Origin of the sequence: Enterococcus pernyi (assembly GCF_045371165.1) — a bacterium.
Taxonomy (GTDB): domain Bacteria; phylum Bacillota; class Bacilli; order Lactobacillales; family Enterococcaceae; genus Enterococcus_B; species Enterococcus_B pernyi.
The window spans coordinates 1-13,357 of record NZ_JBIQDM010000016.1; the positions used below are offsets into that span (position 1 = coordinate 1).

Sequence of the window (13,357 nt, forward strand, 5' to 3'; positions counted from 1 at the left end):
GCCCATTCGTTCCATGTTTTTTCATCTTTTGCTGGCGAAGTGCCACTTAAATCAATCGCAACAGCCGGACGCGAGGTTGCTTCTTTGAAGGAGCGATCACTCGCAAAGGCTAAGAGTGTCGGTTGGAAAACCGACGAGAACAACATTACAACCATCAACAACGAGAACCATTTCTTTTTCACTTTCATGTTTTTTGCTCCTTTTCTTTTTTATTGACACCGAGAGTATATCCCAAGAAAAGAAAGCGCTTAATTAAAAGTGAAAATTCTCATGAAACGACTTTTTCTAAAATAAGAATAAGAAATTCTAATTGTTATTAAACAAAAAAAGACATCCCCATTCCAGCACATTGTCTGCAAATGGGGTGTCTTTATGGTTGTGATGAAATTGATTATGCGTCGATTCCTGGTGCTTTACCTAGATGTGCTTGTATCATCCAGATGCGTTTTTCTGTTGCTGCTTTAAATTCAATAAACATATCTTGCGTAGGATCGTCGCCTTCTTCACCAGCAGCTTCGATTCCTTTTTGGAAAAGATCTGCTAAATAGCGGTAACCTGCGACTAATGTTTCTAAACGTTCTTCCATCGTGCGATCCCAACGACCAACTTCATCAGGGATTTTTGTGTTGTCTGCAAATTCACGTAACGTTGAATAAGGTGAACCATCTAATGTGATCAAACGTTCTGAGATTTCATCTAATTGTTCATTCAAGTCGTCCATGAAGCTGTCCATCATTGGATGCAATGTCAAGAATCCAGGACCTCTCATATACCAATGTGTTTGGTGGACGATCACCGACATTTGGCTTAAATCTGCTACTAATTGATTCAATACTTCTTTGGTTTGTTGAAATTTCATGTAATTCTGCCTCCTCGCATTTGCCTATATTAAAATCATAGTAAACTTTGAGGGAAAAGTACACTAAAATCCTTTAGATGAGAACGATTTTCATCCCCAGAGTAATGCTTTTTTTAAATAGCAAAAAATCCGCCAACCAAATAGAAAATATAACTAATGTCATCATTTACGATTCGCCTTCTTCATCTATCATCTCTATTGATAGAGTCTCTCGTAGTTCCGCAAATAACTGAGAATAGCGGCTTAATTCTTGTTGTGTCGAAACAAATAAAGGATATATTTTGTTGTACATGCGGCTGGCTTTTTTCTGAACAGCCACTTGTTGTGCTAATTCAATATATGCGGAAGCTTCACCTAATGTTTCGATTCTGCCTTGGCTCTGCCAACCTAATATGACTGCCCCTAACGCTGAGGCTTCTTTAACTTTTGGAAAACGGATAGGTTGTCCCAATACATCTGCCATGATCTGCCGAAATAACACTGATTGAGCGAAGCCACCAGTTGCACGTAACTCAATGACTTGATCGGGTGGACAGATACCTCGCAAAATTCGTTTGAGATTAAAACAAACCCCTTCCAGGACCGCTCGCATCATGTCTTTTTCCGTATGCCATCGTTGTAGACCAATAAAACTTCCAAATGCCTCCGCATCCCACAAAGGTGCTCGTTCCCCCAATAAATACGGTTGAAAAATCAGTCCATTGGCGCCAGGTGGGACAAAAGCGATTTCCGAAAGGACTGCTTGATACGGATCTTCTCCTTGTTCCTTAGCTCGTTGAACGACATCTTGCATCAATGTATGGACCGCCCAATCAAAGATCCCTGCGCCATTACTGGTTGCTCCTCCGATGACCCAGTGTGTTTGATCCAAAACATAACAGAAGGTTTCCATTGTTGGATGGAGCTTTGGGCGATTCGAAATAAATCGTAATGCGCCACTGGTACCGACAGTCAGCGCTGCCGTCGTCTCACCAAATGCACCTAAGCCTAAATTGGATAATGGCCCATCGGCTCCACCTAAAATAAATGGAATTTCTTGATCAAAATGAAATCTCGTACGGGCTTGTTCTGTTAATTTCGTGAACTGGGTAGTCGCAGGTGCTACTCTTGGTAATTGCTCTTCTTGTATCCCTAACTCTTCAAGAATAGGCTCTGACCATTGGAAACGGTAGATATCAAAGTACCCTGTGCCAGAAGCAGTACTATAATCACTGACTAATTCAGCAAACAGCTCATAAAAAAGATAGTCTTTGATCCCTACAAAATAAGCCGCTTGCTCAAATAAATCAGGAAACTCGTTTTTCAACCAATTGATTTTGATCAATGGTGTCATTGGATGGATCGGCGTACCCGTCCGTTCATAGATCACTCGACCTTTTTCAGTTGCTTTTAATTTTTCTGCTTCATTGACGGCACGAGTGTCTGCCCAAGTAAACATACGAGTTAAAGGTTTTTTATTTTTATCTAATAAAATCAAGCTGTGCATGGCTGTTGAAAATGAAATGAATTGGATTGTCTGTGCGGGTAACTGTTGGATCACTTCATTGATGACCGTATACACTGCATGGACGATCAATTCCTGATCTTGTTCAGCCATGCCTTGAATTTCTTGGATCAGCGGGTAATGAAAGTAGGCTGTAGCTACTTCTTCTGCTTGTTCATTGAATGCAACTGCTTTCGTTTGCGTAGTACCGATATCGACCCCGACTGCAATCATTATTTTTTCCACCTCTCTTCTCCTTTTTTGCGTATCTTAATCAAAAGGAGGTTGGTCTGATGTTTCTTTATTTTATCATTGGTTGTTGCTTTGGTTCTTTTTTGTGCTTAGTCGCACAACGCGTTCCTCAAGACCTTTCTATTATTTCCCCTCGTTCACATTGTGTCAACTGTCACCAAACATTGCGTTGGTATGAGTTGATTCCATTACTTTCGATTGTCATGCAACGATTTCGTTGCCGCTCTTGTCAGACCAAACTTTCACCCATGTATCCACTGGCAGAGTTGATCAGCGGTACGCTATTTATGTATGCAGGATGCTATTCGCCAGATACAGTTCATTTGATTTGGCTATTCACTGCTTTTTTATTTTCGTTGATGGATATTTTTTACCTTGCGATCGACACTCGCATCCTCTATTTCTCATGGACTTTCTTATGGGCCTACTGGGTGCTGACTGAGCAGTTTCACTTAGAAACCAGCTTAGTGTTCGGCTTGATCAGTTACGGTTTGCTGCGTTATGGGCAAGCTTATTTAGGCGCAGGCGATACGTTACTCTTACTTAGTTGGAGTGGTGGGTTAGCCTCCACACATTTTCTCATGCTTATGTTTATCGCAAGTTGTCTTGGTTTAAGTTATTTTTGTATCACTGCTTTATTCCATAAGAAAAGAAAGCATCTCCCTTTCGTTCCTTTTCTGAGTATTGCCTTATGGTTGGTCCTCTATTTCCGATAGCACAAAAAAGAAGAAGCATCTAGAACAAAATGTCCGACCTTCCTCTTTTCTTATTACTTAAAATTCATATTTTCTAGTAACTTATACTGCTAGTCTTTCCAGTTTTTTCTAAGGAATCCCGCCCGACCAGAGCCTTCACGATACAACTGATAATGGATCTTGTTTTTCTTGTAGTAATCTTGATGATACTCCTCTGCGGGATAAAAGGTCGTACGAGGTTCGATCTTTGTGACGATCGGTTGATCGAAACGGCCACTTGCTTGTAACTGTTGTTTTGAGTTTTCTGCGGCTTCACGTTCTGCTTCATCACTATAATAAATGACCGGACGATAAGAGTCCCCACGATCAGCAAACTGCCCTAAAGCATCTGTCGGATCGGTCTGTTGCCAATAAATCTCGACCAATTGTGCATAGGTGATGATTTCAGGATCATATTCGATTTCTACCGCTTCCGTATGACCTGTTGTTCCAGTCGTCACTTGTTCGTAGGTTGGATTTGGTACATGTCCTCCAGTATAACCGGAAGTAACGGAGAGGATACCTGGTTGTGTTTCAAACGGTTTGACCATACACCAAAAACAGCCACCTGCAAATACAGCTTTTTTCACTGCCATTTCTTATCAGCTCCTTTGGTTTTATCATACTCGTTTTCATTGAAATAAATAGTAATATGCTTATTTTACCCCCTACCGGTATTTTTAGCCTATTTTTATTGTTTTTCTTTTAATATTTGAAAACTTGTGGATAAATTTTGGTACACATAATAATTATCCCCTGTGGATATCTATTACCATTTCTTTTATCCACAGTTACCTTTTACTTCCTTGATTCTAGTTTATCCACAAAAAAAAGGTCAAGTCCCTCAAACAGGAACTTGACCTTCTTTATGTGAACTCATGGTTTATCGTGTTTGTTCATTCATTGCATCTTCGGCAGCCATTTGTGCTTCGATGTCAGAAATACTATACACGTTTTCACTTGCAACGCCAACTTCTTTTGGTTCCATGTTGCGGTAACGTGGCATACCAGTACCAGCTGGAATGATCTTACCGATGATAACATTTTCTTTCAAACCAAGAAGTGGATCTTTTTTGCCTCGGATCGCAGCATCAGTCAAGACACGAGTTGTTTCTTGGAAGGATGCAGCTGATAAGAAGCTGTTTGTTTCTAATGATGCTTTTGTGATACCTAGCAAGACTGGACGAGATGTCGCAGGAACGCCACCAGCAACTAACGTATTGTAGTTTTGGTCTTTGAAGTCTGCGATATCTAACAGTGTACCTGGCAAGATTTCTGTATCGCCTGGGTCCATGACGCGCACTTTACGAAGCATTTGGCGAACCATTACTTCGATATGTTTGTCGCCGATTTCTACCCCTTGCATACGGTAAACGCGTTGTACTTCACGTAATAGATAGTTTTCAACAGATAGAACGTCACGTACTTGCAACAATTGTTTCGGATCGATTGATCCTTCTGTCAATGGTGCACCACGATGGATCATATCGCCTTCAGCGACTTTCATACGTGCAGTATAAGGCACTGTATACGTACGTGTATCTGTTTTCCCTTTGATTGTTACTTCTTTGGTACGTGTAGCAGGATCTTCAGAGATATCGATGACATCCCCTGTTACTTCAGTAATCACTGCTTGCCCTTTCGGATTACGTGCTTCAAAGATTTCTTGGACACGAGGAAGACCTTGAGTGATATCATCTCCGGCAACCCCACCCGTATGGAACGTACGCATTGTTAACTGAGTACCTGGTTCACCGATTGATTGAGCGGCGATCGTACCAACTGCTTCTCCGACTTCAACGTCAGAACCAGTTGCCAAGTTACGTCCGTAACAATGTTTGCAGACACCATGTTTTGTGTTACATGTGAAGACAGAACGGATCGTTACAGTTTCAACACCTGCATCAACGATTTGTTTTGCGACATCTTCAGAGATCAATTGATTTCCGGCAATGATCATTTCGTTGGTTTCAGGATGACGAACTTCTTTACGTGTGTAACGTCCAATCAAACGATCTTCAAGAGATTCGATGATTTCATTTCCTTCACGGATTGCTTGGATCTCAAGACCGCGGTCAGTGCCACAATCTTCTTCACGAATGATGACATCTTGGGCAACGTCAACTAAACGACGTGTCAAGTAACCAGAATCGGCTGTCTTCAAGGCTGTATCGGTCATTCCTTTACGAGCCCCGTGAGTTGAGATAAACATTTCCAAGACAGAAAGTCCTTCGCGGAAGTTCGAAATGATCGGCAATTCCATGATACGTCCATTCGGTGCGGCCATCAATCCACGCATACCAGCAAGCTGAGTAAAGTTGGAGATGTTACCACGGGCACCAGAATCTGACATCATGAAGATTGGGTTTTTCGCTTCCAAACCTTCCATCAGTTTTTGTTGGATGCTGTCTTTCGCAGCGTTCCAAACAGCGATTACTCGTTCATAACGCTCGTCATCAGTGATCAATCCACGACGGAATTGCTTCGTGATCGACTCTACTTGTTTATGTGCTTCGTCAATGATCACTTGTTTTTCATTCAAGACACTGATGTCGGCGATCCCTACAGTGATACCTGCATGTGTTGAATGTTTGTATCCTAAGTCTTTCATACGGTCAAGCATCTTAGATGTTTCAGTTACTTTGAAACGTTTGAAGACTTCGGCGATGATGTTTCCTAAGTTTTTCTTCTTGAATGGTAAAACTAGTTCTTGTTCTTTGATGTGAGCAGGAATATCTGTTCCAGCTTCAACAAAGTATTTGTCCGGTGTTTGGACAGTCAAGTTGAAGTCAGTTGGCTCATTCAAGTAAGGGAATTCTGGTGGCATGATTTCGTTAAAGATGATCTTACCAACAGTCGTGATCATCGTGCGTTCTTTTTGCCATTCTGTAAATGGTTTGTCCCCTAATGTCGTTGGGTTCACACCAATACGTGAATGTAAATGAACGTAGCCATTACGCCATGCGATGACTGCTTCGTTTTGGTCTCTAAAGACCATTCCTTCGCCTTCACGACCTTCTTCTTCCATTGTTAGGTAGTAGTTTCCTAAAACCATATCCTGAGAAGGTGTAACAACTGGTTTACCATCTTTTGGATTCAAGATGTTTTGAGCAGCTAACATCAGCATACGTGCTTCTGCTTGTGCTTCTTCGTTCAACGGTACGTGAACGGCCATTTGGTCTCCATCGAAATCGGCATTATAAGCTTCACATACCAATGGATGCAAACGGATCGCACGACCTTGGACAAGAACTGGTTCAAATGCTTGGATACCTAATCTGTGAAGCGTAGGTGCCCGGTTCAATAGAACTGGATGTTCTTTGATGACGTCTTCTAAGACATCCCAAACTTCATCTTCTTGACGTTCGATTTTGCGTTTCGCATTTTTGATGTTTGAAGCAAGTTCACGTTGAACTAATTCGCGCATCACGAATGGTTTGAACAATTCGATCGCCATTTCTTTTGGTAATCCACATTGGTACATTTTCAAGAAAGGACCTACGACGATAACTGAACGACCAGAGTAGTCGACACGTTTACCAAGTAAGTTTTGACGGAAACGACCTTGTTTCCCTTTCAACATATGAGAAAGAGATTTCAATGGGCGGTTACCTGGTCCTGTGACAGGACGGCCACGACGACCGTTATCGATCAACGCATCTACCGCTTCTTGTAACATCCGTTTTTCATTTTGAACGATGATTCCTGGTGCATTCAAGTCTAACAAACGTTTCAAACGATTGTTACGGTTGATCACACGACGATATAGATCGTTCAAGTCACTTGTTGCAAAACGTCCACCTTCTAATTGGACCATTGGTCGTAGATCTGGTGGGATGACAGGGATAACGTCCATGACCATCCAGCTTGGTTCATTGCCAGAAGCACGGAATGCTTCTAAAATGTCCAAACGACGGATCGCGCGTGTACGTTTTTGTCCTTGTGCAGATTTCAACTCTTCTTTCAATTCAGCTGCTTCGCCATCCAAATCAACGTTATCAAGTAATTGTTTGATTGCTTCCGCGCCCATTGCTGCTTGGAATTCTTGGCCATATTGTTCACGTTTTTCGCGGTATTCGCGTTCAGTCAACAATTGTTTTTTCTCTAAGCTTGTGTTTCCTGGTTCAATAACAACATATGAGGCAAAGTAAATGATTTCTTCTAATGCGCGTGGGCTCATGTCTAATACAAGACCCATACGAGAAGGAATACCTTTGAAATACCAGATATGTGAAACAGGTGCTGCTAATTCGATATGACCCATACGTTCACGACGAACTTTTGAACGAGTCACTTCCACACCACAGCGATCACAAACGATTCCTTTATAACGGATACGTTTGTATTTTCCGCAGGCACATTCCCAGTCTTTTGTAGGACCAAAAATCCGCTCACAGAACAACCCTTCGCGCTCAGGTTTTAAGGTACGATAGTTAATCGTCTCAGGTTTTTTTACTTCACCGTAAGACCAGCTTCTGATTTTTTCGGGAGAAGCCAAACCTATTTGCATACTTTCGAATTTATTTACATCGATCAAAAGGGGTTCCCTCCATTTCGTTTAATGGCAAAACCGTAAGGCGGCTGATCTTCGACCGCCTCACAGTATCTCAGACCGGATTAGTCTAAATTATCTTCTGCGGTTTCAAAGTTTTGGATGATATCTTGTCTTTCATCTTCGACTTGTTCAGCAGCTTGTTTTTCTAGTTCTTTTGCTGTTTGTTGTTCAGCGAATTTTGTCAAAGCATCCACTGTGATCAAATCATCGTCTTCGTCATCCATGTCGCGAAGTTCGATCTCGCTGTCTTGGATATCTAGGACACGCATGTCTAATCCTAGTGATTGTAATTCTTTGACTAATACGCGGAAGGATTCAGGTACACCTGGTTTTGGAATTGGTTCACCTTTGACGATTGCTTCGTATGTTTTCACACGTCCGACTACGTCATCTGATTTGTATGTCAAGATTTCTTGTAAGGTATAAGCCGCACCGTATGCTTCCAGTGCCCAAACTTCCATTTCCCCAAAACGTTGTCCACCAAATTGCGCTTTACCACCTAATGGTTGTTGCGTAACTAGTGAGTAAGGTCCAATTGAACGTGCATGTAACTTATCGTCAACCATGTGAGCAAGTTTGATCATGTACATCACACCGACAGACACACGTCCGTCAAATGGTTCACCTGTACGTCCGTCATAAAGAACAGTTTTCGCATCGCTAGCCATACCAGCTTCACGAACTGTTTCCCATACGTCTTCATCACTTGCACCATCAAATACTGGTGTTGCTACGTGGATGCCTAATTGACGCGCAGCCATCCCTAAATGCAATTCCAATACTTGTCCGATGTTCATACGTGATGGTACCCCTAGTGGGTTCAACATGATGTCGATCGGTGTTCCATCAGGTAAGAATGGCATATCTTCTTCCGGCATAATACGGGAAACAACCCCTTTATTACCGTGACGTCCGGCCATTTTATCCCCTTCATGGATTTTACGTTTTTGAACGATATACACACGAACTAACATGTTGACACCTGGTGATAATTCATCGCCAGCTTCACGAGTAAAGATCTTCACATCGTGAACGATCCCGCCTCCACCATGCGGTACACGTAGAGAAGTATCACGTACTTCACGTGCTTTTTCACCGAAGATCGCATGCAATAAACGTTCTTCTGCTGAAAGTTCAGTTACCCCTTTTGGTGTTACTTTACCGACTAATAGGTCACCGTCTTGGACTTCCGCCCCAATACGAATGATCCCCATTTCGTCTAAGTCTTTCAATGCGTCTTCACCGACGTTCGGGATTTCACGAGTGATTTCTTCAGGTCCTAATTTTGTATCACGAGCTTCTGATTCATATTCTTCAATATGGATCGATGTGTACACATCGTCTTTGACAAGACGACGACTCATGATGATCGCATCTTCGTAGTTGTATCCTTCCCAAGTCATGAAACCGACTAAGACGTTTTGTCCTAGAGCCATTTCACCTTGTTCCATTGATGGGCCGTCTGCCAAGGTATCCCCTTTTTCGACTTTCTCACCTAAATGAACGATTGGGCGTTGGTTGTAACTTGTTCCAGAGTTTGAACGACGGAATTTTGTTACTGAATATTTGTCTAATGCGCCATTGTCACGACGTACGCGGATCTCAGAAGCATCAACAAATTCAACTACACCATCGTGTTTACATAGTAACGCAGCTCCTGAGTCATGAGCTGATTTATATTCCATACCAGTACCAACCCAAGGTGCTTGTGGATTGATCAATGGCACTGCTTGACGCTGCATGTTGGCACCCATCAAGGCACGGTTGGAGTCATCGTTTTCCAAGAAAGGAATACATGCTGTCGCTACCGCAACTACTTGTTTCGGTGAAACGTCCATATAATCGACTTTATCGATCGATACTTCTAAGTTTTCACTTTGGGCACGAGCCATGACGATTTCTTCAGCAAATGTACCGTCATCATTCAACTTACTGTTTGCTTGGGCAACGATATAATGGTCCTCGATGTCTGCTGTCAAGTAATCGATTTGTTCTGTCACACGGCCAGTTTCACGATCAACACGACGATACGGCGTTTCGATAAAACCAAATTTGTTTACTTTCGCGTAACTAGATAAACTATTGATCAACCCGATATTTGGTCCCTCAGGCGTTTCGATCGGACACATACGGCCATAGTGGGAGTAGTGAACGTCACGTACTTCATAGCCGGCACGGTCACGAGTCAAACCACCAGGTCCTAAGGCAGAAAGACGACGTTTGTGTGTCAATTCGCCCAATGGATTTGTTTGGTCCATGAACTGAGACAATTGTGAAGAACCAAAGAATTCTTTGATACTTGCGACAACTGGACGGATGTTGATCAATTGTTGTGGTGTCAATGTTTCTGTATCTTGGATCGACATTCTTTCACGTACAACACGTTCCATACGTGCTAATCCGATACGGAATTGATTTTGTAAAAGTTCTCCGACAGAACGGATACGACGATTTCCTAAGTGGTCGATATCGTCCACGTTGCCGATGCCTTCCATCAAGTTCAAGAAGTAGCTCATTGAAGCAACGATATCCGCTGGACGAACAGTTTTCACTGTTGTGTCTGGGTAGCCGTTACCGATCACGTTGACTTCACGTTCTGGGTCTTTTGGTGAAAAGACTTTGATCACTTGGACAGTCATTGGATCAGTGACTACGCCATCTTCTGTTGGGTAGTAAGTCACTGAGTTCAAACCATTGTCGATGAACGGTGCTAATGTTTCCATCACTTGATGGGTCAAAGCTGTTCCTTTTTCAACAATGATCTCGCCTGTTTCAGGATCAACCAACGTTTCAGCTAACGTTAAGTTCAATAGACGTGTTTTCAAGTCTAATTTTTTGTTTACTTTGTAACGACCAACATTTGCTAAGTCGTAACGTTTTGGATCAAAGAAGCGGGCATTCAGCAAGTTACGTGAACTATCTGCTGTTTTTGGTTCGCCTGGGCGAAGACGCTCGTAGATATCTTTTAATCCTTCTTCTGTTCTAGAATCACTTGCATTTTTGTGTAAATCTTTTTCAATCGTGTTACGTAATGTTTCACTATCCCCAAAGATTTCAAAAATCGTGTCATCTGAACCGAAACCTAATGCACGAACTAACACAGTCAATGGAATCTTACGTGTGCGGTCGATACGTACATAAGAGATGTCTTTTGCATCAGTTTCCATTTCTAACCATGCACCACGGTTAGGGATCACAGTGGAACCGAATCCTTCTTTACCGTTTTTGTCTACTTTCCCATGGAAGTAAACACCTGGTGAACGGACTAATTGGGAAACGATAACACGTTCCGCACCGTTGATGATGAATGTACCTTGCTCTGTCATCAATGGGAAATCACCGAAGAATACTTCTTGAGCTTTGATTTCGCCTGTTTCACGGTTTGTTAAACGTAAAGTCACATGTAATGGTGCAGAGTAATTTGCGTCATGTGCGCGTGCTTCTGCTACTGTGTACTTTGGTTCTTTCAATTCATAATCTACAAATTCCAAAGAAAGATTGCCATTGAAGTCATCGATTGGCAAAATATCTTCAAACATTTCTCTTAGTCCTTCATCCAAGAACCATTGGTACGAGTCTGTTTGAATTTCGATCAAATTTGGTAATTCCAACACTTCACTGATTCGTGCGAAACTTCTACGTTCGCGATGTTTTCCGTATTTTACTACGTGTCCAGCCAAGCTCTTCACCCCTCTAAAATGTCATTCAAAAAGACTACCCGATCAATCGTTACAATAATATTAAAAATATTATATTTAGGTAACAACAGACATTTTTTGCGGCTTTTAGGCAAAAAAAAACCAAAAATAGAACGTTCTCTTGAGTACTTGCCTACGTGAGCTTCTACTTTTGTTTCCTTATATTAAAGCCGAAACGGACAATATTTCGTTTCTGCCTTCGCTTCATCAGATAGTTTTTGCAACTTCATATAATACACTGTTTAAACGTAAAAGTCAACACTTCCTGGCGTTTCCTGTAAATTTTCGTAATTGTTTCTTAATCTTTCTTTTTTGTTCCAATTTCGTCCATTCCTAATTGAGTGACTCTTCCTTACAAAATCTTTTCGTCTTTATAGCGACTCAAACAAAAAGTATGACGCGCTGTCCTCATTCGATCGTAAATCTGCTAATATATAAATAGTAGAAAGGAGCTTGATCGATGACGACAAAAGCCAAGGTACTACACCTTTTAAAAAATACTCCGACATTTCTATCCGGTGAAAAAATCGCCCAACAACTGAATGTCTCCCGAACGAGTATTTGGAAAGCCATCAAAGAATTAGAAAAAGAAGGTTTTCGCTTTGAACATCAAGCGAAAGGGTATCGTTATCTCCCCTCTGATGTATTGGATCCTGTAGAGATTTCCCAAGCATTATCTTCTTTTGACGTTCAAGTGAACGTTTTATCACAATCGGAATCGACGATGAAAGATGCTAAATCGGCATCTAATATGGATACTACGAAACCTAGTTTATTTATCGCGGATACACAAGAACAAGCCCATGGACGTTTTGGACGTTCCTTTTTCGCTCAACCAAGTCAAGGAATCTACATGAGCTTATTATTGCATCCACAAAAGCATTTTGAGGAATTGCCACAATATACGTTGATTGCTGCCAGTGCATGTGTCAAAGCGATTCAAGAAACGACAGGAAAACATGCCATGATCAAATGGGTCAACGATATCTACCTTGAAGGGAAAAAGGTTTGTGGAATTTTATCTGAAGCGGTAAGCGATATGGAAAGTGGTGAAATTCGTTCGGTGATTATTGGTGTGGGCTTGAATTTTTCGATCCCTCACACGCAATTTCCTGATGAGATCCAGCAAAAAGCGACCTCCTTGTTTCCTGATGGTGAAGCATCGATGACTAGAAATCAATTGATCTGCGCGATTTGGAAACATTTCTTTAGGTATTTAGCCGACCATTCGCACACCTATTTTGATCTTTACACAGAACGGTCATTTGTCCTAGGTAAGTCTGTCAGCTTTACCCGAAAAGGAAAATCTTATCAAGGAATTGCCCAGGCAATCGGTCCAAAAGGAGAACTGATCGTAGATACGCCAAACCAGCGCTTCCAACTACTCTCTGGTGAAGTCAGCTTAACAGAAATCGATGGGCTACCATCAGCAAAAAGAGGCTAGTTCGTTTCCTAGCCTCTTTTTTATCAATGGTGGGTTTGTCATGCTCGCTTTATTTTTCATAAGCTTGATGTCACGAGAAAACATGCAAACTTCTTTACGATGTACTATATTTTTCTACTATATGCTTGATTCTATGTTTGAGGTACTACATTGTGTGTTTTATTTTACTTTTGTGTCTACATCTAATTTCTATGTTTGTTCTATGTTTTAACTCTATGTTCAATATCCTTTTTAAATAGGATAGTACTATGTGCTATTGTCAGTAGCAGTAGAACAATCAAACTACTGCCTGTCAATACTAATGGACACCTGATAACATTTGCCTACGCTTT

Annotated in this window: 8 protein-coding genes; 2 read left to right on the forward strand and 6 right to left on the reverse strand. The window is 41.6% G+C overall.

Features of this window, described 5'->3' with window-relative positions:
* The 3 genes from ACH0AK_RS13890 to ACH0AK_RS13900 all read right to left on the reverse strand — a co-directional run.
* Window positions 1–188 (reverse strand): hypothetical protein (locus tag ACH0AK_RS13890; protein ID WP_499797026.1); only part of this gene is annotated, 188 nt, incomplete at its 3' end.
* Window positions 189–391: 203 nt separating this feature from the next.
* Window positions 392–859 (reverse strand): Dps family protein, encoded by a 468-nt coding sequence (locus ACH0AK_RS13895; protein WP_034689491.1) that lies wholly within the window; start codon window positions 857–859, stop codon window positions 392–394.
* A gap of 166 nt (window positions 860–1,025) precedes the next feature.
* A complete protein-coding gene (locus ACH0AK_RS13900) occupies window positions 1,026–2,579 on the reverse strand; it encodes a gluconokinase (protein WP_194180056.1) in 1,554 nt (517 codons plus the stop codon).
* Between the two features lie 56 nt (window positions 2,580–2,635).
* On the opposite strand from ACH0AK_RS13900, the gene ACH0AK_RS13905 reads away from it, so the two are divergent.
* A complete protein-coding gene (locus tag ACH0AK_RS13905) occupies window positions 2,636–3,310 on the forward strand; it encodes a prepilin peptidase (RefSeq protein WP_153830614.1) in 675 nt (224 codons plus the stop codon).
* Between the two features lie 89 nt (window positions 3,311–3,399).
* On the opposite strand, the gene msrA is transcribed toward ACH0AK_RS13905, so the two are convergent.
* From msrA to rpoB, 3 genes are all read right to left on the reverse strand, one after another.
* On the reverse strand, window positions 3,400–3,924 hold the full coding sequence (msrA, locus tag ACH0AK_RS13910) for a peptide-methionine (S)-S-oxide reductase MsrA (protein ID WP_010733927.1): 525 nt from the start codon (window positions 3,922–3,924) through the stop codon (window positions 3,400–3,402).
* Window positions 3,925–4,211: 287 nt separating this feature from the next.
* Window positions 4,212–7,865: a DNA-directed RNA polymerase subunit beta' gene (gene rpoC, locus ACH0AK_RS13915; protein ID WP_023520562.1), complete on the reverse strand. Its 3,654-nt coding sequence runs from the start codon at window positions 7,863–7,865 to the stop codon at window positions 4,212–4,214.
* Between the two features lie 80 nt (window positions 7,866–7,945).
* The gene (rpoB, locus tag ACH0AK_RS13920; RefSeq protein ID WP_010733925.1) at window positions 7,946–11,563 is read right to left on the reverse strand and encodes a DNA-directed RNA polymerase subunit beta; all 3,618 of its coding nucleotides are present in this window, start codon (window positions 11,561–11,563) and stop codon (window positions 7,946–7,948) included.
* A 478-nt stretch (window positions 11,564–12,041) separates the two neighbouring features.
* Here rpoB and ACH0AK_RS13925 point away from each other — a divergent pair, with 478 nt between their 5' ends.
* Window positions 12,042–13,025 (forward strand): biotin--[acetyl-CoA-carboxylase] ligase, encoded by a 984-nt coding sequence (locus ACH0AK_RS13925; RefSeq protein ID WP_023520563.1) that lies wholly within the window; start codon window positions 12,042–12,044, stop codon window positions 13,023–13,025.
* Window positions 13,026–13,357 lie beyond the last annotated feature (332 nt).